The 22649-nt window shown below is 56.4% G+C and carries 20 protein-coding genes; 2 read left to right on the top strand and 18 right to left on the bottom strand.

Features of this window, described 5'->3' with window-relative positions; all coding sequences use genetic code 11:
- The first annotated feature begins 342 nt into the window (after positions 1-342).
- A complete protein-coding gene (locus MPRO_RS08270; protein ID WP_067290223.1) occupies positions 343-1227 on the top strand; it encodes a HalD/BesD family halogenase in 885 nt (294 codons plus the stop codon).
- 251 nt (positions 1228-1478) lie between these two features.
- Complete coding sequence (locus MPRO_RS08265; RefSeq protein ID WP_082708577.1) at positions 1479-2393, top strand: LysR family transcriptional regulator; 915 nt, start codon at positions 1479-1481, stop codon at positions 2391-2393.
- 154 nt (positions 2394-2547) lie between these two features.
- On the opposite strand, the gene MPRO_RS08260 is transcribed toward MPRO_RS08265, so the two are convergent.
- The 18 genes from MPRO_RS08260 to choV form a co-directional block, all read right to left on the bottom strand.
- Positions 2548-3465, bottom strand: a complete 918-nt coding sequence (locus MPRO_RS08260) for an NAD(P)-dependent oxidoreductase (RefSeq protein WP_067290218.1) — start codon at positions 3463-3465, stop codon at positions 2548-2550.
- 46 nt (positions 3466-3511) lie between these two features.
- A complete protein-coding gene (locus MPRO_RS08255; protein WP_216821269.1) occupies positions 3512-4444 on the bottom strand; it encodes a 2-hydroxyacid dehydrogenase in 933 nt (310 codons plus the stop codon).
- Between the two features lie 17 nt (positions 4445-4461).
- Positions 4462-5547 carry a mandelate racemase/muconate lactonizing enzyme family protein gene (locus tag MPRO_RS08250; protein ID WP_067290214.1) on the bottom strand — a complete coding sequence of 362 codons (1086 nt, stop codon included), beginning with the start codon at positions 5545-5547 and terminating at the stop codon, positions 4462-4464.
- Positions 5548-5604: 57 nt separating this feature from the next.
- Complete coding sequence (locus tag MPRO_RS08245; RefSeq protein ID WP_067290211.1) at positions 5605-6678, bottom strand: quaternary amine ABC transporter ATP-binding protein; 1074 nt, start codon at positions 6676-6678, stop codon at positions 5605-5607.
- Positions 6679-6690: 12 nt separating this feature from the next.
- Positions 6691-7554 (bottom strand): ABC transporter permease, encoded by an 864-nt coding sequence (locus MPRO_RS08240; RefSeq protein ID WP_067290208.1) that lies wholly within the window; start codon positions 7552-7554, stop codon positions 6691-6693.
- A gap of 458 nt (positions 7555-8012) precedes the next feature.
- A complete protein-coding gene (locus MPRO_RS08235; RefSeq protein ID WP_067290205.1) occupies positions 8013-8768 on the bottom strand; it encodes a class II aldolase/adducin family protein in 756 nt (251 codons plus the stop codon).
- A gap of 49 nt (positions 8769-8817) precedes the next feature.
- Positions 8818-9189: a tautomerase family protein gene (locus MPRO_RS08230; RefSeq protein ID WP_158651776.1), complete on the bottom strand. Its 372-nt coding sequence runs from the start codon at positions 9187-9189 to the stop codon at positions 8818-8820.
- A gap of 71 nt (positions 9190-9260) precedes the next feature.
- On the bottom strand, positions 9261-10268 hold the full coding sequence (locus MPRO_RS08225; RefSeq protein WP_067290198.1) for a glycine betaine ABC transporter substrate-binding protein: 1008 nt from the start codon (positions 10266-10268) through the stop codon (positions 9261-9263).
- Positions 10269-10617: 349 nt separating this feature from the next.
- Entirely contained in the window at positions 10618-11481 is an 864-nt protein-coding gene (locus MPRO_RS08220; protein ID WP_067290195.1) for a LysR substrate-binding domain-containing protein, read from the bottom strand.
- A 269-nt stretch (positions 11482-11750) separates the two neighbouring features.
- Positions 11751-13784 carry a choline BCCT transporter BetT gene (gene betT / locus MPRO_RS08215; RefSeq protein ID WP_067290192.1) on the bottom strand — a complete coding sequence of 678 codons (2034 nt, stop codon included), beginning with the start codon at positions 13782-13784 and terminating at the stop codon, positions 11751-11753.
- Positions 13785-13896: 112 nt separating this feature from the next.
- Positions 13897-14898 carry a 3-hydroxyacyl-CoA dehydrogenase NAD-binding domain-containing protein gene (locus MPRO_RS08210; protein ID WP_067290189.1) on the bottom strand — a complete coding sequence of 334 codons (1002 nt, stop codon included), beginning with the start codon at positions 14896-14898 and terminating at the stop codon, positions 13897-13899.
- Between the two features lie 36 nt (positions 14899-14934).
- On the bottom strand, positions 14935-15699 hold the full coding sequence (locus MPRO_RS08205) for an SDR family NAD(P)-dependent oxidoreductase (protein ID WP_067290187.1): 765 nt from the start codon (positions 15697-15699) through the stop codon (positions 14935-14937).
- A gap of 11 nt (positions 15700-15710) precedes the next feature.
- Positions 15711-16688 (bottom strand): PDR/VanB family oxidoreductase, encoded by a 978-nt coding sequence (locus tag MPRO_RS08200; protein ID WP_067290184.1) that lies wholly within the window; start codon positions 16686-16688, stop codon positions 15711-15713.
- A 50-nt stretch (positions 16689-16738) separates the two neighbouring features.
- Positions 16739-18166, bottom strand: coding sequence for a gamma-aminobutyraldehyde dehydrogenase (locus MPRO_RS08195; protein WP_067290182.1), 1428 nt, complete (start codon positions 18164-18166; stop codon positions 16739-16741).
- Between the two features lie 23 nt (positions 18167-18189).
- Positions 18190-19119 carry a 3,5-dioxohexanoate:acetyl-CoA acetone transferase gene (kce, locus tag MPRO_RS08190; protein WP_067290179.1) on the bottom strand — a complete coding sequence of 310 codons (930 nt, stop codon included), beginning with the start codon at positions 19117-19119 and terminating at the stop codon, positions 18190-18192.
- Between the two features lie 14 nt (positions 19120-19133).
- On the bottom strand, positions 19134-19898 hold the full coding sequence (locus MPRO_RS08185) for an SDR family NAD(P)-dependent oxidoreductase (protein ID WP_067290177.1): 765 nt from the start codon (positions 19896-19898) through the stop codon (positions 19134-19136).
- Between the two features lie 68 nt (positions 19899-19966).
- The gene (locus MPRO_RS08180) at positions 19967-21109 is read right to left on the bottom strand and encodes an aromatic ring-hydroxylating oxygenase subunit alpha (RefSeq protein WP_067290174.1); all 1143 of its coding nucleotides are present in this window, start codon (positions 21107-21109) and stop codon (positions 19967-19969) included.
- A 338-nt stretch (positions 21110-21447) separates the two neighbouring features.
- Entirely contained in the window at positions 21448-22647 is a 1200-nt protein-coding gene (gene choV / locus MPRO_RS08175; protein ID WP_067290172.1) for a choline ABC transporter ATP-binding protein, read from the bottom strand.
- Positions 22648-22649 lie beyond the last annotated feature (2 nt).

Genomic DNA, 22649 nt, shown 5'->3' with positions numbered 1-22649 from the left:
AAAGCTGACAGGGAAACTTGTCACAGCCATTGAGCCGGTTAGTGTGTCAGTTTTTCGACTTTAACAACGGAAAAGAATTAGCATTCAGGCCCTCGGATTCTGACGCGGAATCGAGTCACAAAAATTCCTGTAATCAGCGCTGTTTATTAGCCTGCAAAATCCCGCAATAAGCTCCCAAGCTTATGATTTTATTGCACCAAAATCACATCGAATTTTTCGATATCAGCTACAAAAAAAACTCGCTATGCGTGCCTGATCATTTTGATGGACTATTGCCGTTAGGCTGCAACACAGCTACCGAATAAGATCTGTCACCTGGTCAAACACGAACGGAGAGCCGCCGTGACACAAGCGCTGAACATTACCCCCGAAGTCGCCGTGAGTACCCTGAACGAACTGATAGATCTGGATCGCTATCCGATCCATGATCCGGATAGCGAAGTTACCCGGGCACTGATCGCCCAATGCCGGGCAGAACTGGATGCCGTGGGGTGCTGCTGTATTGCGAACTTTGTTCGTCCGCAGTCCATTGCCCGCATGCAGGCCGAAATCGAACGCAAGCGCCCGGACATTTACTGGTCCCAGGACAGCCACAACCCCTACATGCGCCAGGATGACCCGTCACTGCCTGAAGGTCATCCCAAGCGCGCTTTCCAGCGTCGCAGCAGTGGCTTTGTTAACTCCGATATTCTCGAAGAGGACTCAGACCTGCGTCGCCTCTACGACCGTGAAGAACTGCTGCAGTTTGTGTCCGAGTGCCTTGGCGTCACCCGGCCTATTTACCGCTGGTCTGACCCACTGGGTTGCAGCCCCTACAGTGTCATGGACGACGGCAACTATTTTCCCTGGCATTTCGATGGCAACGAGTTCACCGTCAGTATCCTGGTACAACAGGCTGACAAGGGTGGCGTGTTTGAGTACTGCCCGGACCTGCGTACACCTGAAAATGAAAACTTCGACCAGGTCGCCGATGTACTCAAGGGCGACTGCGGCCCCGTCCATACACTGGATCTTAAACCCGGTGACCTGCAGATTTTCAAGGGCCGTTTCTCGATGCACCGCGTCACCCCGGTTGAAGGCAGCCGACCGCGTTATATTGCCCTGCCAACCTATGTCTATGACCCTGAAACCGTTAACCGGCCGGAACGTGCCAAACAGTTCTACGGCCGCGCCATGCCGATTCATTACGAGCGCGAAGCGCTGCGCCCCGATACTCTGACCGACTGATATTCCCTCTTCCTGCCTGTTGCCTGACAGCCACTTGCTAAGTGGCTTTTTATCAGCCTTTAATCGCCATTAAAAAGACCCTCAGCACGCTGTTTGCGACATGCCGGGTTGTAATCGAATTACTGCTTCCGATAGGCTCTGTGGAGGTTTTTGATTGCGCCCCGCCGTTCTGAAAAATGCCGTGTCCTCAGAGGCTGCGGCTATTTTTTAAAATTGCCCCTATACACGTCGATTATCAGCGGCTGCCCTGAATGAATATTAGCCATATGCGCGCCTTTATTGAGGTCGCCACGCGCGGCAGCTTCCAGCTGGCGGCGGAACAACTGCATATCACGCAGTCCACGGTCAGCGCGCGCATCAAGGTACTGGAAAGCCAGCTCGGGCAGGCCCTGTTCCTGCGCAAGCGCGAGGGTTCCGAACTGACCCTCGCCGGCCGCCAGTTCATGCGTTTTGCCCAAACCGCAGTACATGCCTGGGAGCAGGCCCGCCAGGAAGTGGGCTTGCCTGAAGAGCTGAACGCCATGATCTCGCTGGGTATTCAAATGAATCTCTGGGATCAGATTACACCGGTCTGGATCGAACAGATGCAAGAACAACTCCCCCAGATCGGTACCCGGGTGGTGGCGGACTATTCCGGCAGTTTGCTGGAACAGCTCAGCAGCGGCCTGATCGACCTTGCGATTACCTATATCCCCCGCCAGCAGGCCGACCTGGTGAGTGAACTGTTGCTTGAGGATACGCTGATCCTGGTATCGACCCAGCAGCGCGAAGTGGTCCGTCACTGGATGCCCGACTACATCTATATCGATTGGGGCGATGAGTTCAGGGTTGCCCACAATCTGGCGTACCCCGAAACCCGCGCCCCCAAACTCTCGGTCGGCCTGGGCATGCTGGGGCTGGACTATATCCTAAAGTTCGGCGGTACCGCCTATTTCCCGCAGCGCTCGGTCGCCGCATTGATTGAGCAGGGCACCCTGCATCCGATCGAGCATGCGCCCTCCTTTCATCGCCCCGCCTACCTGGTGTATCCCAGGGTGCCAGGCGATGCCGAGTTGCTGGGAAAAACGATTTCACTGCTCAAGAACGTCGTAAATAATCTGGCGCAAAACAGTCAACCTGCCAGCACTACCTACCAACGACCCGTGACGCCCGCCCAATCCAATTAAAAGACATAAAAAAGACCGAACACCGGGCGCGGTTGCCAGGCAACCGGCCTGATTGTTCGGCCAAGCGTGTTGTACGGTTGCCAGCTCTCACTGGCTTGCCCCCGCAGGCTTACCCCCGCAAGAACGATCAACTATCCCTAATCGGGATCCCTCTTCAGGCGGGCTTATCCTGCGAAGCAGTGCTGCGCAGCAGGGTCTTGCCACTGTTTTCTATCAGTTTGACCACCGACAGGTGCGGCGCGTCTTCACCGAACTCGGCCGTGGCAACCTGATAGGTCTCATAGACCTTGCGAGCCAGGGTCAGGTCCACATCCAGATATTCACCCAAACCGGTAATAAGGCGCATGTCCTTGGTCGCCAGGCCCAGGGCAAAGGACGGATCATAGCTGCCATCAAGCACCATGGGGATGTAACGGTCCACCACATAGCTCTGGGCACAGCTGTTCTGCAGCACGCCGTGCAGGGTATCCAGATCCAGGTTGGCCTTGGTGCCCAGCATCAGTGCCTCGCCAATACCCTGGGCCACCAGGTAGTTCAGGTGCAACTGAATGAGTTTGGTGGCATAGCCTGCGCCCGCAGGGCCCATGCGAACCGCCCTTTTGGTGAAAGACTCAAGCACCGGGCGCAATGCCTCGAGTTGAGTTTCCTCGGCGCCCAGCAGCATCGTCAGGGTGCCTGCGGCGGCGCCTTCAGCACCGCCCGTCACGGGGCCGTCGATCAGGGTCAGCGACGCCGGTGCCGCAGCGCGAACCTTTTCCCATTCCGCCAGCTCACTGGTGCTGGTTTCTATCCAGACAGCCCCAGGGAGAGCGTTTTCCAGAATACCTTCAGCGCCGAAAGCCACCTGTGCCACCTGTTTGGAGCTCGGCAGCGAGGTAAAAATCAACTCGCAGTTCTGTGCAATATCCTGCACCGAGGCGCCCCTGCGAGCTCCCAGGCCAACGAATTTTTCGACCACGGCCTGATTAAGGTCCAGCACCGTCAGGCTATCGCCACTGTGCTCGCAGTAACGCAGAATGTTGGCCGCCATGCCGGCGCCCATGTTACCCAGACCAATAAACCCGATTTTCATTATGACTGTCTCGTATAAAACACAGGTGGTTGAAAGTGCCGTCTTTTTAATAGCCCTTGAGCGCATCGTAAAGCGGCGTTGGCGCCTCGCCCCGCTGTACGCGGCGAATGTTCTCGGCCATCACCACGGCGGCGGTTTCAGGATAATTAATGCCGCCAATATGGGGTGTCACGAAAACGTCGGGGGATGTCCACAGAGCGCTGTGCTGGGGCAATGGTTCCACCGCGAACACATCCAGCGCCGCCGCATCCAGATGATCCCGCTGCAGCGCTGTTAGCAACGCGGTTTCATCAATGATGCCACCGCGACTTTCGCTGATTACGAAGGCGCCATTTGGCAGCCTTGCAAGTTCGGCCTCGCCAATCAGGCCGGCGGTAGCCGGTGTCAGCGGCAGCGCATTGATCAATATATCTGTTTCAGCCAGGAAGGCCTCGAGCTCATGACTGCCACAGCGGTAGCCTATGCCCTGGGCGACGTCGGTGGGATCGATTCCCCAGCCGGTCACCACAAAACCCAGCCCGTGCAGCAGCTTCGCCAATGCCTGACCAATCTGCCCCATGCCCATGATGCCGATACGCCGCCGCGCAGGCGATATGGCGGGTCTGGGCTGCCACTGGCCTTGGCGCTGCTGGCGGGCATATTGATGGTAGCCACGATGAAAGTGCAGTACCCAGTGCAAGGCATGCAGTGCCATATCCTGCACCACAGCGCCATCCACCAGCCGCACCACGGGGACCGCCTTTGGCAGCAGAGGGTCGCTGACGATATGTTCAACGCCTGCACCAAAGGACAGTATGGCCTTGAGGTTCGGGTAGTTTTGCAGATCGCCCTGGGGATGTTGCCAGAGGGCCGCGTATTCGATCTCGGCCGGATTGCCCACATCCGGGTAAACACGAATATCCATCTGCGGCAGCTCGGCCCGAAACGCCTCGACCCAGGGTGCGGTATCACGGTCGTGATAACTGATAAGTAGCGCCACTGTTATCTCCCCCTGGCTTAGCGGATACGGTGCTGTTCGATAAAGTTGTAATCGAAGGTGAAGCCCAGCCCCGGCGCCTGCGGCATGGCGATTTCGCCCTCGCAGATCTGCATCTTTTCAAGGTACAGGGGCGAAAACCAGGACACATGCTCAACCGATATGCAGTTGGCGGCGGAACCGGCAATGCTCAGACTTTGTTCGGTAAAGATATGGGTGGACACCGGCACATGATAGGCCGATGCCAGCGCCACGGACTTGCGAAATTCGCTCAGACCGCCGATGCGCTGCAGGTCGGGCATCAGTATATCCACGGCCCTGGCATCAAGGATGGCCTTCATGCCAAAGCGGGTATAGTCCGTTTCGCCGCTGGCCACCGGAATGTTGATGGCCTCAAGAATACGCGCATGGCCCGCCAGATCATGGGACGAGACAGGCTCTTCAAACCAGCCGATATTGTACTTTTCGATCTGGCGCGCCAGACGCATGGCCTGGCGTGGTGTCAGCGACTGATTGGCATCGGTCAGGATCTCGATATCCTCCCCCAGTGCTTCGCGCAAGGCCGCCACGCGGGCCACATCCTCGGCCACGTTTTGCTTGCCCAGGCGCAACTTCACCGAGCGAAAACCCTGATCCACAAAACCGCGGGCCTCGTCCACCAGCTCGTCGATACTGGATGACAGCCAGAGGCCACTGCTGGCATACGCCTTAACACTGTCGCGACAGCCGCCAAACAACTGATACAGCGGCAGCCCGGCCTTCTTGCCAATCAGATCCCACAGCGCCGTATCGATGGCCGAGATCGCCGACACCGCAATGCCCTTCTGGCCCACGGGGTTAATATCGGCCCACATCTTCTCCCAGATGCGTTCAACATAGAGCGCGTTTTCGCCTACCACATGCTGGGCCAGGCTCATGATCATGCCCTCGAATACATCCAGGCGTGACTTGTTGAGCGCAAAAATGTAGTTCTCACCCACGTAGCCGCACTCAGTTTCGATGGACACCAGCACGCAGCCCACGCTGTCCGTGCGATGGATCGCGGTGATCATCAGCTTCTCGAGGGGAACTTCAACTTTTAGTGTTTTTATATCAACTATCTTCACAGCATTGCCCGCCGTCAGGAAATCACATCAATAACGCAGCCAGATTTCAGACTGCCGTCAGACCTTGCTCGCCGCCGTGCGGTAGAGCGCTGCTATCACATCGGACTTGTCGAGATAGCCCACCAGACTGTTGGCTTCATTCACCACAGGCACAGTCTGAGCGCCGCTCATGAGCTGGGGCATCACATCCTCGATAGACTGACCCAACCGTGCGGCCTTCGACAGATCCACGTTTTGCGGGCTATAGGATGCATCACCACTCACCCTGGCACTGGCAACAGCGCGCAGCAGATGACTGACGCGAATGGCCTTGGCGCGGTTCACGCCGCTGATAAACTCTTCGACATAGGCCGTGGCCGGTCGCATCAGGATGTCCGAGGGCGTTCCTTCCTGTACCAGTTCGCCGTCTTTGAGAATGGCGATGCGATCGCCGATTTTCAGCGCTTCATCCAGGTCGTGGGAGATAAACACGATGGTCTTTTGCAGCTTGCGTTGCAGTTCCAGCAACTGATCCTGCATCTCACCCTTGATCATGGGATCAAGCGCGCTGAAGGCTTCGTCCATGAGCAGGATATCCGGATCATTCACCAGCGCCCGGGCCAGACCCACGCGCTGCTGCATGCCGCCTGACAGCTGCGATGGATAGTGCTCCTCGACACCGGCAAGGCCCACCTGCTCCAGCCAGTGACGCGCTTTTACCTCCCGCTCTGCCCGGGTCACGCCCTGCACCTTGAGACCAAAGGCGGCGTTTTCCAGTACGGTCTCATGGGGCAGCAAGCCAAAGCGCTGAAACACCATGCTGATCTTGTTGCGACGAAAGTGCTCAAGCTGCTGCTTGGAGTAATCCAGCACGTTTTCGCCGTCGACCACCACCTGGCCACTGGTCGGATCGATCAGGCGGTTGAAGTGGCGAATCAGGGTGGACTTGCCCGACCCCGACAACCCCATGATGACGTGGATATGGCCCGACTCTATGGACAGGGACACATTGTTGAGGCCGACAACATGGCCCGTATCGGCCAGTACATCGCTCTTGCTGACGCCGGCGCGGATCTGGGCCATGATCGCCTGCGGATCCTTGCCAAACACCTTGTAGATGTTCTTGATTTCAATCTTGTAGTTCGTGGTCATAATGAAGTCCGATCAGCTGTTGGTATGCAGATGCGCCTGCGCACGCTTGCCATAGGCCTGAGTGATGCGGTCAAACACCACTGCCAGAATCACAATGGCGATACCCGCCAGCAGACCACGCCCTACTTCCAGCCGGGTGATACCCTGCAACACCTGGTAACCCAGCCCCTGAGCCCCGATCATCGATGCCACCACCACCATCGCCAGCGCCATCATGGTGGCCTGGTTGATACCGGCCATAATGTTGGGCAACGCCAGCGGCATCTGTACCCACACCAGCTTTTGCATCCGGTTGGCGCCAAAGGATTCGGCCGCCTCCATGATTTCCGTATCCACCATGCGAATGCCCAGATCCGTCAGGCGAATCAGCGGCGGCACCGCGTAAATCACCGTGGCCAGCACGGCCGGAATCTTGCCTGGCCCAAACAGCATGATGGCGGGTATCAGGTAGACGAAACTCGGCATGGTCTGCATGATGTCCAGCACCGGCAGCATCATGGAGCGGAAACGGTCAGACCAGGACATGAAAATACCCAGCGGTATACCCACCAGAATCGATATCAGCGTACAGACCAGCATCAATGCCAGTGTGCGCATGCCGTCTTCCCACAGGCCGAGAAAACCCATCACCAGCATGGCGCCGCACAGCAGTGCCACCAAAGACCATTTGCGTGCGCCCATATAGGCAATAGCCCCGACCAGCGCCACAATCAGCCACCAGGGGCTGTTCATCAGCAGCGATTCAAACAGGTTCAGTAGCTGCAGGAAGGGATTAAAAAGCTGTTCAAGAAACGTCGCCCACTCAACAACGAATACATCGACAACATCATCGATGACACCTCTGAAAACTCTGGGATCAACCAGTTCTGGAAACATAATCGAAAATCCTCATTCGGATCAGGCACAGCGTAAGTCACTGCGCGTTATTGTTTTTTAGCTGTTATCCGCCAAGTATCCATGTCACTGAAATCATCTTATTCCAGATAGAATGACATTAAAAATTAATAGTTTTTCCGTGATTGTTAAAAAATATTTATGCCCTAGACCAATACAGAACGAGCAATGAGAGGCCGGGGCTGGGGCTAAGAAGGTGAAAGGTGCAGTGAAAGTGAAAGGTTCAAGCGAAAAGCGAGAGTCAAAGGCCAGACGGCTGCGGAGTCTGGAAGGGAGTCACAGGGAACTGGAATGGGAATAGAAGGTTTCAGTGTTCACTTAAAAACACAGACAGCAATCGACCTGGACGGCCTTGGGATGGGACAGAGCAACAACAGTTATAGCTATGTGCAGCAAATAGACGGATAAGCACAGAGGCAGGCGCCCCTGTGCTGGTGTGTTTAGTAGCGGTAGGAAGGATCCTTGCGGTCAAGCAGGCGCAGCATGGCCGCCCATTCGTACTTGCCCGCCGGGAAGCTCTCGTACTGCTTGCTCGCCTTTTCCCACAGCGCCGGAGAGGTTTTCACCAGTGGCAGCCCAGTGGCGCAGGCCTGCAGCATGACCTGGCAGGCACGCACCAGGTAGTACATGTTGATAAAGCATTCACCGGCGGTTTCACCCACGGTCAGGAAACCGTGATTGCGCATGATCATGCACTTGTTGTTGCCCAGGTTATCGGCCAGGCGCTGGCTTTCGTCTGTATCGACCGACAGCCCTTCCCAGTCGTGGTAGCTGATCTTGCCGTACAGCATCGAGGAATCCTGCACCAGGTGCACCACTTCCTCGATTGCGGTCGCCGCCATCGCCGCCGGCGCATGGGAGTGAAACACGAACTTGGCATTGGGGATGCTGTTGTGGATGCCTTTGTGAATCACAAAGCCCGCCGTGTTGACGTCGGGAGGGCCATCCAGCACATTGCCGTCCTGATCGATCTTGATCAGGTTGGATGCCGTGATTTCGGTGTTGTGCAGGCCGAAGTGATTCATCAGGAAATTGTGACCACCGCCGGGTACGCGCGCAGTGATATGGTTCCAGACGATATCGTCATAACCGTAGTCATGGGCCAGGCGGTGCATGGCCGCCAGATCAACCCGCACCTGCCATTCTTCATCGGTAAAACGGGCGCCAGACGACGTTGCCCCGGTAAACTCAGCCATTTCCTTTCTCCATAGTTTGAATATTGATGTTATTAGCTTGCAACCGGCTTCAGACGACTTCGCCACCGCTAAATGCCTGTCCTTGTGGAATATCCCGATACTCCACAAACACCTGAGCCAGCGGCAGATCAAGACAAGCCGCCGCCGCATGGGCCGTAGCGGCGAGAACAGCCGCCTTTAAGGCCGCTGTTCGGCCTTCAAGCGCAGTAATCGAAATCAGCGCTGTGGCTCGGCTCGCATCCGCTTCACCCCAGACCTGCCCGCCTTCGGCGTAGCTACCCGGCGGCACCGGCTGAAACAGCGCCCAGCACCAGTCCTGGGGGATTCCCAGCGCCTTGGCTGCGGCGGCTGTACAGTCGGTCAGCAGTGTGTCGATACTGCGCCCAATAGGGGCGATCGCCTGAATACGAATAGTGGGCACGCACATGCTCCTGCGATTGATAGCAACAATGGAAAAGCGGGGCAGTGTTTGCCTGCCCCAGGGGTAAAACCTTAGTTGGCCTGGCTGGCTATCACCTTGTCAGCCACATCCGCAGGCACCCAGGTGGTCCAGACGTCCTGATAGTTTTTCAGGAAATACTCGGCTACTTCTTCAGACTCGGCCTTGTTTTCAGCTCCCCAGGCCAGCAACTTGTTCACGGTTGCCGTTTCAAACTGCACCTTGCCCAGGAACTCATAGATCAGGGGCGCGCTGGTCTGCACCTCACCGGCCACCAGGGTGATGACCTTAACCTTCGGATAGCCGCCCGCCGTGGGATTCTCGCAGGCTTCTTCATAGTTGCAGGCATCACGCTGCGCATCGAAGTCGTTCATTTCCAGTCGCACCATCTCGTGTTGCCCCATGATGGCGGACGGTGCCCAGTAATAGAAAAATACCGGTTTCTTGCGCTTGTAGTTTGATGCGATGGAGGCATCGAGTGCCGCCGATGAGCCCGCCGAATACAGGTTGTAGTGTTCGTCCAGGCCGTAGCCGCGCATCAGGTTGGTACTCATGGTCTCATTGGACCAGCCCGGCAAGCTGTTGTAGAAGCGCCCCTTGTCGGGATTGTCTGCGTCTTCGAACAGATGGCTGTACCTGGCCATGTCCGCCACGGTCTTGATGTCCGGATATTCATCACTCAGGTACTTGGGAATCCACCAGGCATCGATGCCACCTTCACTGAAAACATCGCCCGCCACGGAAATAGCGTTCTTTGCCTCACCTTCGGCCAGAATTTCAGCAATGTTGCTGCTCCAGACTTCAGGCGCAATATGCGGACGCCCCTTGTTCAGCATGGTTGTGGCGGTGGGCACTGTATCGCCCGGAATCAGCTCAGTCTTGCAGCCATAGCCTTCCACCAGAATAATCGATTCGATATGTGCAATGGCGGATGCCGAGGCCCAGCTCATGTTGGCGATCTGAATCGGCGCATCCATCTCGCAGCTGGCGTAGGCGGAGATGGAGCCTGTTGCCAGTGCTGCCGCGGCAATGAAAGTACCAAGTTTGCTGGTCGTGTTCATGGTTTGCCTCTGAGTTTATTGTTTTGGCGGCAGCCCCTCTGTGGCGGACTGTCTACGCCATAGTAGTGCAGAGTGAATTACGTTAAAAATTAATAATTATTCCAAAGAATTAAAATAATATTTATACCCCATTCTGAGCCTGAGCAGCCTTCGACGACGCTCGACGCCCTCCAAGGCGCCGTCAAAGCCCCTGCCAATCGCGGCCATTGGCCAAAAAATTGAATCAGGTGATGTCAGCCCAACGCCCTCGCGCTGGTGTCGCTGAAGGCTTGGAGTGCGAGATACATTGTTTTAAACGGGAGACGGGGGGCGGACAACCCGCAGCGGCTTACAGAGAGACAGTCACAGATTAGTAACCCAGGTTGGAAATATGCGTTTCCAGCTCCTTGGCGAAACAGCTGATCGCCTCGCTGCTGTCTCCTGGGCTGCGGTGCAGTTCGATTTCGATATTTCCGAGGTCCGGCAGCGGCGAACACTCGTCGAGAATGCGCCACTCCCCTGCTTTCACCAGGGACGCCGACATGGCCGAGATTGCCAAACCGTTGGAGATGGCGATATCAAACCCGGTAACACCCTGGCATTCAAAGGCGACATAAGACTCCAGACCATGCTGGTTCAGCACATCCAGCACACGGCGGCGATAGTCGCAGCCCTGTTCATACAGTGCCAGCGGGATAGGCGCAGACAGGTCCGGCACGTAATCCATGGCACCCACCCACACCAGCTTTTCCTTGCGCACAATAATGCCGCCGGGCTCTTGCGGTGAACGGGTCACCAGAATCAGATCCAGATCGCCGGCATGCAGGCTGCGAAACAGCAATGGGCTCGGAGCATTCTTGATCTGCAGCCGTATTTTGGGAAAGCGCTGAATAAAACGCTTGAGCACATCCTGTATAAAACTGCGGGCATAACCATCCGGTACGCCAAAACGCACCACCCCGGCAATATCCTCATCATTCACCGCATGGTAAGCCTCGTCAGCCAGGGCCAGAATCTTGCGCGCATAGGCCAGCAGAGTTTCGCCTTCGTGGGTCAGGCTGATGCTGTTGTAATTGCGCAGCAACAAGACCTTGCCCACCGACTCCTCCAGCTTTTTTAGCTGGATGCTGATCGCCGCCTGGGTCCGGTGCAAAGACACCGCGGCCTTGGAGATACTCCCGGCCTCGACAATGGAGACAAAGGTGACCAGCTGGTTAAAATCAAAGCGCTTCATTCGCACTCCTGCGCCGATGGCCCGAGACCCCGCTCGATGACCATGAAATCCGAAGCTGTTAGTGTGGCATGAAACCGCAACCAGGCACATCGCCCTGAGCGCCCGTCATCGCATGCGTAGCGACCTGCCTGTGCGCTTGATGCTGGGGCTTGAAGGGTATTGGCCTTGCATCCTGAACATAAAAAAGGCCTGGCACCAGGGTGTCAGGCCAAACGGCTCTTTTTTACAATTTCCGGGGGACGAAAAAAGATAGCCGGTTTAAGACTGCGTCAGGCCAGCGCCCCTGCCGGGGACGGTGTATAAGGGGAGTAAATCTCGCCCCCGGTCAGTGCCTGCACCTGAAGAAAGCGGTCATACTCCGACACCAGGTCATGCAGCACATCATTAAACAGGTAGCCGGTCAGGCAATTCCCCACCTCTCCACCGCCAAGATACACATGCAACCCCAGATGAGCGGAGTTGGTCGCCGATATATGGCCATGGGACAGGCTCAGCAGCTGCGGCCGCACCTCATACAGAAAGTGATGATCATCATCCAGCTCCACCTTTAAGGTCAGCGTTGGCACCTGCGCATCCGGTGCCCGACTCTCCTCCAGGCTAACCGTCTTGCCCTGCTGCCGGAGTTCTTTTGCGAACAGCTCCACAGCGGGCCTTAGCGTCTGCTGAAACAAGGCACTGGCATCCGTGTGAATCACCCCTTGCAGAGCACTGTGCAACCTCTCGCGCCAGTCGAGTCCGGATGCCGGCGCCGGCGCCGGGGTTAACATCTGTCCATCGACCTCCTGCACCAGCGCCTTGTACAGGCCCGCAATGGTCGCGAACAGCACCAGGGAAAAGGGCAATGCCGCTATCACCACCACGCTTTGCAAGGCGTTCAGGCCGCCCGCCAGCAGTAATACAATGGTAACGGCGCCAATCACCGCCGCCCAGAGCGCACGCAGGTAAACAGGTGCATCCTGGTCAACATCCGGCAGATCCGAGGTGAAGTTGGCAAGCACCAGGGCGCCCGAGTCAGCCGAGGTCACAAAGAACAGCACCGCAAGTATCAGCACGACACCCGTGGTAATTCCTGCGTAGGGATACTGTGCCAACAGGGTATAGATAGTGCTCTGCGGGCTGTTAAGCGCCTGCTCGCCCAATTCGGCCAACCCCTGGTTGGCAACCAGGTCGATACCGGTATTGCCGAAAATCGACATCCACGCCATCATGAAGCCCAGTGGAATCAGCAAGGCACCGAGGGTGAATTCCCGAATGGTACGGCCCCTGGATATACGCGCCAGAAACATGCCAATAAACGGGGTCCAGGCGATCCACCAGGCCCAGAAAAACACTGTCCACCAGCCCTTCCACTGCTGCGCACTTTCGCCGGCAAACGCATAGGTGTTAAAGCTCAAGGCTACGAATCCACTCAGATAATCACCGATATTCAGGACCATCGCATCCAGTAAACCCAGTGTATTACCCTGAAACAGCACAAACAGCAGCAGCCCGGTCGCGAGCAACATATTGGCTTCAGACAGCCGGCGAATGCCCTTCTCCACACCACTCATCGCTGAAAATGTTGCGATGACCACCACCGCAATAATCAGCAGCACCTGGTTGGTCAGGCCTTCCGGCAGTCCAAACAACACCCCGAAACCGTAGTTCAGCTGCATGACGCCGATACCAAGACTGGTAGCGATGCCGAAGACGGTGCCAATCACCGCTGCTATATCAACCATGTAGCCCACAGGGCCGTGGATACGCTCACCAATCAGTGGATACAGCGTACTGCGAATCGCCAGCGGCAATCGGTACCTGTAACTGAAATAGGCCAGTGCCACGCCCATCAGTGCGTACATGGCCCACCCGGTCAGCCCCCAGTGAAAGAACGTTTGGGGGACTGCATGGCGCAGAGCCTCAGCGCTCTCTGGCCCCAGTTCCGGCGGCAGCAGATAATGGGATACGGGTTCAGCCACACTGAAAAACAGCACATCAATGCCAATACCGGCGGCAAACAGCATTGAGGCCCAGGAGATCAGCGAGAATTCAGGTCTGGAATCGTCGGGGCCCAAGCGGATTTTCCCGAAGCGAGACAGGCTGATATAAAGTAAAAACGCCAGGTAGCCAACAGCCGCCAGCATGTAATACCAGCCGAATGTTTCATTAATCCAGGAAAGCCCCGCACTGAAAACAAGCGCGGCCTTCTCTGTATATAAAATTGTAAAAGCCAGAAAAATAATAATACCGGTCAAAGATCCGTAGAAAATTGTTGAATTAACATAGCTATTTCCATCGCCCGGAGATTTATTATTCTTGGTCATGCTCCATCCTTAATAGTAAAGATTAAAAATCACGCCTATAAAGCCAGGTATCTATAAAAAAAGACTGTCGACGAAGCGCCAGCCAATACCTGCTATTGAGCCAGGAGTGCGTTTATCGAGCGGTAACAAGCCGTGCCCTGGTTGCATCCGAGCCCGACTGATCCTGGGATACATCCAGCATTGCCCGGCTGGCTTCCACGATCTTGCGATCCCGTTCGGCCGCCAGCTCATCGAAGCCTCGACCCTTCTCTTCCATCTGCACGCCCGCCAGCAATGTCTCGATAACCTCGGGCGTGAGACGCGGATCCCCGAGATCATCCCACCAGCGATGGAATGAAGCGCCAAAGCGCTCACAAAACACGCCCAGACCGTGACCACCACTGCCCAGGTTGAACAGCATGTGCGGCCCCATAACAGACCAGCGCAAGCCCGGCCCTGCATAAACAGCCTTATCGACGTCTTCAACGCTGGCCACACCTTCCACTACCAGATGAATCGCTTCACGCCAGAGTGCCGCCTGCAGACGGTTGGCCACATGGCCCGGTACTTCCTTGTTGACGCGAATGGTCACCTTGCCGCAGGCCGCATAAAACTGCTCCGCCTGCGCCAATACGTCACTGTCGGTCTTGTCGTTACCGAGTAACTCCACCAGCGGAATCAGGTGTGGCGGGTTAAACGGGTGGCCCAGAATAAAGCGTCCCGGGTTTGTCCAGCCATCCTGCATTTCCTTTACCAGCAAACCCGAAGCACTGGATGCAACGATGGCCTCCGGACGCAGGTGCGGTTCAATGCGGGCATAGAGTTCGTGCTTGATCTCAATACGCTCAGGCACGCTTTCCTGTACAAACTGGGCCCTGACAACGGCCTCCTCCGGTGTGCGGAAAAACTGCACCCGGTCCATGGCGCCGTTGGCCGTCAGACCCAGGCGCTCTAAGCTCGGCCAGGCATGTTTCACATAATCGCGTACAAAGGCTTCGGCATTGTCAGACGGATCATAGACATCCACTTCCAGCCCTGCCGCCAGAAAGAGTGCCGTCCAGCTGGCACCGATGGTGCCAGCACCCAAAATGGCAGCCACCTTAAAATCCTTGGGGAAACCAACCTGATTGTTCATTGCGTACCTCTTATGCAGTTGTTAAGCGCCGTTCTGCTAAAACAGGCCGGGTTGCAGGGGGGATGCCGCCGTCAGGCCGCCATCGATCACGAACATCTGTCCACTGGCATAGGCCGAGTCATCGGATGCAAGCCAGAGCGCTAGTCCCGCGACATCCTCAGGCTTGCCAAAACGTCCGACGGCATGGCGCGCCAGCGCATCGCGTTTGGCAGCCTGCGGATTAGCCGCCAGATCAAAGCCAGCCTCGGCCATTTCCGTCATGATCCAGCCCGGACAAATGGCATTGCAGCGCACGCCGTCCTTGCCATGATCCACCGCGATCGAGCGAGTCAGGCCGTGCACGAAAGCCTTGGAGGCGTTGTAAATCGCCATACTGGGGTCGGCCACATTGGCACTGATGGAGCCCAGATTGATAATCACACCGGCCCCTGCATGACCCAGATCCTTGATCAGCTCGCGACAGCACAGAAAGACGGCCTTGGCATTGACACCCATCACCAGGTCCCATTCGTCGTCCGTCGTCTCGGTGACGGTCTTCTCGACCTGAACACCGGCGTTATTGACGAGAATGTCCACGCGGCCGAATGACTCCAGCACACTGCTGCGCACCCGCTTTACATCTTCCAGGCGCGACAGATCCGCCTGCACCCACACCACCGCCTCGGGCAGGTCCGCCGGTCGTTTTCCGCGACCACAGCTCAGTACCTGGGCACCATTGGCGAGATACCGATCCACCACGGCACGGCCAATACCGCGGCCGCCACCGGTGACTATTGCTACTTTTCCATTCAAGGCTGACATGTTTTTCTCCCTTAAAGATCGAGTACAAGACGGCTGGATATGGCCCGCGAGCAACACACCGCCATCACGTCATTCAGGCTTTTTTCATCCGCGGTCAGGATCTGATCCCGATGTTCGGGTTCCCCCTCCAGCACATCCGTGAGGCAGGACCCACACACGCCCTCTTCACACAGGGTGTTGATATCAAATCCGTTTTCCCTGAGTACCTTGAGTACAGACTTGTCCGCCGGCACCTCAAGCTCCAGATCAGAGCGGGACAGATAAACGCTAAAGGGCTGGTTTTCTGCCGTTGCCACCACAGAGGCCTTGAAACGCTCAAAGTGCACCGCCTTGGCCGGCCAGTGACTAGAGGCGGCCTCCACCGCATCCATCAGCCCGCCCGGGCCACAGCAATACAGGTGCCGGCCTTCGATCACATCTGCCAGCAAGGCGTGGACATTCAGCCCCTTGGCCGGATCACCGCCATCAAAATGCAGCTGCACCCGATCCCGGAACGGTGCCTCGCTGCGCAGCCAGTCAACGAAGGCCGCATCGGTGGCACTGCGGGCACAGTAGTGCATCTCGAACTCCGCCCCCTGGCGATGCAGTTCCAGCGCCATGGACAGGATGGGTGTCACGCCGATGCCGCCGCCAATCAACACCGATGATGTGGCATCGTCTGCCAGCGGGAAGTTGTTGCTCGGGCCCGTCACACTGATGCGGTCTCCCACCTTGAGCGCATCATGTACGAACCGTGAGCCGCCCCGGCTGCCGCGATCCTTCAGTACCGCCACGCGGTAGCTGCAACCCGTGCCCGGGGCATCGAACAGCGAGTACTGCCGGGTGAGGCCATTGCCCAGATGCAACGCCAGGTGCGCCCCCGCCTCAAAAGGCGGCAGCGGCTCGCCACTTTCCAGCACCAGCTCGAAGCTGCGAATCTGGGCCGTTTCATCCTTGATGGCGCGTACAAGCAGTTCCTGCCTGTCCAGGGTATTTGTGGGATTCGACATACTATGACCTCCGTCGATTCAGGCCAGGGCGTCGCCTGGCCATACTGGCGTTACAGGTGGGCGATCTGCACATGACGCACCGAGGTGTAGCCCTCCAGCGCATACACCGACATATCACTGCCATACCCCGATGCCTTCATGCCGCCGTGGGGCATTTCAGAGGTAGCCACCCCGTGGGTATTGACCCAGGTAATGCCGCACCGCAGCTGTGCCGTCACGCTCATGGCCTTGCCCAGGTTCTGCGTCCAGACCGACGAAGCCAGGCCGAATTCGTTGTCATTGGCCAGCGCGATGCCCTCTTCCATACCGCTGAAACGGGTAATGGAAATCACCGGGCCGAACACCTCCTTCTGCACAATTTCATCCTGCGGACGAGCATTGGCGATCACCGTCGGCGCATAGTAGAAGCCGTTGCCCGGCAGCCTGTAGCCGCCGGCTACCACCTCCGTGTGGGCCAGATCCCGAGCGCGCTCGACGAATCCCGAGACATGCTCCAGGTGCCTGGCTGAAATCACCGGACCCATTTCCACGCTGGGGTCGCCAGGCTGTCCCAGCTTGATTGACGACACGCTCTGGGCCAGATCCGCCACGAAGTTTTCGTAGATGCTGTCCTCGACATAGAAGCGACAGGGCTGAGTACAATCCTGACCCGCATTAAAGAACGCAGCTACGCGCAGCGTTTCTATCGCCGCCGGCACATCGGCATCACCAAACACCAGCACCGGCGCCTTGCCGCCCAGTTCCATATGGGTATGCATGATGTTACGCGCAGAGGCCTCCAGAATCCGGCTGGCTGTTGCCGGGCCACCGGTGAGTGACACCAGTTCAAGATCCGGATTGTTGATCAGGGCATCACCGGTGGTCGCGCCACGGCCGGCTACCACATTGACCACGCCTTTGGGGAAAATATCGGCGGCAAGCTCGGCCAGACGCAGGGTTGTCAGCGGCGTCATCTGGGAAGGTTTGAGCACCAGCGGGCAGCCTGCCGCCAGTGCCGGTGCAATCTTCCAGGCCGCCATCATCAGCGGGTAGTTCCAGGGTGCAATGGAGCCCACCACACCTACCGGGTCCCGCCGGATCATGGAGGTAAAGCCCTCGACGTATTCACCGGCATTGGAGCCCGTAACACAGCGGGCAGCACCGGCCATAAAGCGGAACACATCAATAACCAGGGGTATTTCATCGGATTTGACCGAACCAAGCGGCTTGCCGTTGTTCAGCGACTCCAGCTCTGCAAACTCGTCCTTGCGAGCCTCAAGCGCATCGGCCAGGGCCAGCAGCCGCGCCGAACGCTCGGCGGGCGTCGTTCTGGACCAGGCCGGAAAAGCCGCCTTGGCAGCGGCGACCGCCGCATCCACCTGTGCAGGGGTCGCCTCGGCGATCTCGATAATCAGCTCGCCCGTTGCCGGGTTCAGCACCCGAACGATGTCCCCTTCACCTGCGACCAGCTCGCCGTTGATCAGATTTTTTATTTGCATGTTCCGGCTCCCGTTAACGCCTGTCAAAATCCAACCTGGTCTTTGCCCTTGAGGCCCAGACGTTCGCGCGCTTCATCCGGCGTGGCCACCCGCAGGCCCAGCTCTTCGACGATGCGACGAATTTTAAGAACCTGTTCGGCATTGGAGGTCGCCAGCTGGCCGGCACCTATGTAAAGGTTGTCTTCCAGACCGACGCGCACGTTACCGCCCATAATTGCCGATTGGGTCGCGAACGGCATCTGATTGCGCCCGGCCGCCAGCACAGACCATTCGAAGCTGTCACCAAACAGCTTCTTGGCGACGCTGTACATGTGGGTCATGTTGTCCGGGTCTGCCCCCATGCCACCCAAAATGCCGTAGATCATCTGGATAAAGAACGGCGGCCTGATCAGCCCCTTTTCGACGAAGTACGCCAAGTTATAGAGATGTCCCAGGTCGTAGCATTCGAACTCGAACCGCGTGCCGTGGGTTTCGCCGAGCTCCCGCAGGGTGTATTCGATATCCTTGAAGGTATTCTTGAAGACAAAATCCCGGGTCATGTTCAGGAATTCGGGCTCCCAGCTGTGCTGCCACTCATTGTGTTTTTGCAGCAGCGGAAAAATACCAAAGTTAATGGAGCCCGAGTTCAGCGATGCCATTTCCGGCTTTGTCACCAATGCCGCTTCTAGGCGCTGTTCCAGGGTCATTCCCAGACCGCCACCGGTCGAGACGTTGATGATCGCATCACAGTTGTGCTTGATCACCGGCAGAAACTGCATGAATACTTTTGGGTCCGGCGTTGGCCGGCCGGTTTCCGGATCACGGGCATGCAGATGAATAATGGAGGCCCCGGCCTCGGCCGCTGCTATGGATTCTGCGGCAATCTGTGCAGGCGTAATGGGCAAGTGCTTGGACATGGTCGGCGTATGAATGCCGCCGGTAACCGCACAGGTAATAATGACACTATTAGGCATGACGGTAGTCCCCGTTACAGACGCATTTGCTGAACTTGTGCGGTCAGGCCGCCATCAAGAATCCACAGCTGACCGCTGGCATAGACGGATTCATCACCGGCCAGCCAATTGACCAGGCTGGCGATATCCGCCGGCGTACCGTAACGGCGCATCGGATGAATACGCCGCACTTCTTCCTTGAGGGTATCGATATCACCGGAACTGCCGAAAAAGCTCTGCAACATCGGGGTATCGATAAAACCCGGGCACACCGCGTTGACGCGAATATTTTCCGGACCGTAATCACAGGCCATGGCCTTGGTCAGGGCATGTACGGCCCCTTTGGTCGCACAATAGGCAGCCAGGCTCGGGTCAGCGATAAAGCCATCGTAGGAGCCAAAATTGATAATGGAACCTCCGCCTGCCAAACGCATAAAGGGCACTGCGTATTTACACACCAGGAACATGCCCGTCACGTTAATAGCGAAAATATTATTCCAGTCTTGCAGCGAGGTTTCTTCTATGGTTTTTTCAATTTCTATCGCGGCGGCATTAACCAGAATATCCAGTTTTCCGTACTTTTCGCCTAGCGCCTGCATCAGTGCATGAACATTATCTTCATCGGTAACGTCCAGCCGCTCATAATGAACAGACTCCGGTAACGCACCTTCGCCCTGGGCGATATCTGCGGCAATAACAGTCGCACCTTCCTTGGCGAAACGCTCGCAAATTCCACGACCTATACCGCCGCGCCCACCGGTTACAAGAGCGATTTTTCCGCGCAGTTGTCCCTGACTCATAAGTCACCTCATTATTTATTGGATATTTGAAGGTATTTACCCGGAGGATATTCCCTCCAGGCAATCAGTTATTTAACGGCTGTTTTGTAGGCATTCAGCAAAAGGCCGTGGAAATGGTGCAATGCATGCTCGCTCAAGCCAGAGCCTGCCGGATCATTGACGATACGGCCGCTTTCAAACGCCGGCGTACTCATGCCACGCTGTACGCTTTCAACCAGATCAATATCTTCCTGCTGCAGTACATCACGAATGTAATCGATCGCCTGCTGTTCCTGCTCGTTGGGCTCGGGATTTTCAAAGTAAAAGTCGTAGGTTTCGATGGTGCGATCCGGCCCAACAGGGATAACGTTAAGCACCAGGAAATTATTCCGACCGGGGTAGCGCATCAGGCAGGTATTGGGCCACAGCCACCATACGGCATGATCATCACAGTCGCCGCCTGCTACGCTGTAGGCCGAGTTTTCGCCCTTGGCACCCTTGGCCATATGGCTCGAATAGATTCCATGGGTGGTGACCTTGTAGGTCTCGAACTGCAGCAGGGTGCAGAAGTCCTTGTGTGCGTGGGGGCAGTGGTAGCACTCCAGAAAATTGTCTACCACATTCTTCCAGTTCGCCTTGATATCGAAACTCAGGCGACGGGAAAACGTCAGTTCATTTACATCAGGCGCATATTGCATGATTTCCTGCGCCAGATTTCCCGTCAGCTCAGACATGGGCTGAGCTGAGGTATCCAGATTGATATAAATAAAGCCGCAGAACTCTTCTACCTTAACCTGATCAAGGCAGATATCTCCCATGTCGAAATTCACCAGGCCATCGGTGTGAGGGGCGTTACGCAGATTTCCGTCCAGGTTATAGCTCCAGGCGTGGTACGGGCAAGTCATGACCCGCACCTTGCCTTCACCTTCCAGCAAATGGTGCGCCCGATGCTTGCAGACATTGTAAAACGCACGCAGTTCGCCGCTGCGATCCCGTACTATTGCAATACTCTGACCCTGCACATCGGCCACGTAGTACGCACCCAGCTTACGTACTTTTTCAACATGGCATACCCACTGCCAGCTACGCTTGAAAACCGTTTCACGTTCTACATCAAGAAATGTCTGTTCGGTATAGCAGCGCGCATTCAATGTATATGAAGCACTCGGATCGGTTTCATTATATCTGCCTTTGGCAGCCTGAACCTCTGCATCGGAAATATACACACCCATTATCATTCTCCTGTCGGTAGATATAATTCGTCCAATCTGACGTTTGTTATTGCCCGAGGTGTGCCTCAGATTTTTTAATTACTATTTATATCAATAAAACATTGCATCTTTAATCCACTGCAAGACCATTACTGCTTTTAATATTTACAGATAAAGAAAATCAATTTTAACGAAAATATTTTGTAAGCTTGAAAGACCCTTAAATTAATAACCAGCAGTTTTAAATCTGAATTCACTGTACCGCTGCTAACCCGAGCGCTCAAACGATGAATATCTGGCCAAATGCATCAGTTTTTTTAAGGCAAGGGCCGTTTTCACACAATCCCCTGCCAGGGAACTCAGGCCGGTATCGACGTCGAGGAAAAGTGCTTGCCCAGCAAGGCGTGATAAAAATCGCGGTCACTCAGGATACCCACCAGGTTTTCGTGCTCTCTGAGTACTATCGGGTGCCCGGTTTTATATCGAATCTCGATGGCCTCGCGCATTGAAATATCGGGGCTTGCCACCACCAGAGTATCCTCCGCCAGAGCGTTGATCCCGTCGCCATCGGTCCACTCATGCAGGCGCAGTGGCCGCTCATGACGCCCAGCGCCCAGCAACTGTCCGACCTCATTCAACTGCAGCCAGGTATTTTCCTGCTTGTTAAGCAACACTCTCTGATCCAGACGCTCAAGCGCATCCATGCCCGTCATCAGGGAGCGGCCGCGCAGTACGTTGAGCGGATTGGTATGGGCCACGAAATTTTTTACATAATCGTTGCAGGGATTCAGCACTATATCCTCCGGCCGACCATGCTGAATAATGCGCGCCGAGTCCATGATGGCGATATGGGTGCCGATCTTGAGCGCCTCATCCAGATCATGACTGACGAAGACAATCGTCTTGTTCAGACGCCGTTGCAGCTCAAGCAGCTCATCCTGCAGCTGATTACGGATCAGCGGGTCCAGCGCCGAGAACGGCTCATCCATCAGCAGAATATCGCTGTCCATGGCAAAGGCACGGGCCAGCCCAACCCGCTGCTGCATGCCGCCGGACAGCTCATGGGGGTAGCTGTCCTTCCAGTCGAGCAGGCCCACCAGTTCAAGCTTTTCCCGGGCTCTGGCCCTGCGCACCGATTTGCTCTCGTTCTGCATTTCCAGGCCGAAGGCGACATTGTCTTCAACCGTGAGCCAGGGCATAAGTGCAAAGCGCTGAAACACCATGGACACACGGCAGGTCCGCAAATGGCGCAGCGTAGCCGGCGGGCAGGATGCGACATCGACGGTCTGACCCTTGTCATCGATCAGCAGCTCTCCGCGGGACACCTTGTTAAGGCCATTGATGGCCCGCAGCAAGCTGGACTTGCCGGAACCGGACAACCCCATCAGTACACAGATTTCACCACTGCCAATCTCAAGGCTGGCATTGTGCACCCCCACAACGACACCGGTTTGCTCGATTATCTGCTGCCGGTTCATGCCCCGATCCAGCAGCGCCAGCGAGTCGGATACTCGTTTTCCAAACACCACATCCAGGTTTCGAATACTGATAGCCGCCATGC

Source organism: Marinobacterium profundum, from assembly GCF_001528745.1.
In the GTDB taxonomy this organism is placed as follows: domain Bacteria; phylum Pseudomonadota; class Gammaproteobacteria; order Pseudomonadales; family Balneatricaceae; genus Marinobacterium_A; species Marinobacterium_A profundum.
The sequence above is the reverse complement of the archived record's forward strand: the minus strand, read 5'-3'. Positions and strand labels throughout refer to the sequence as shown.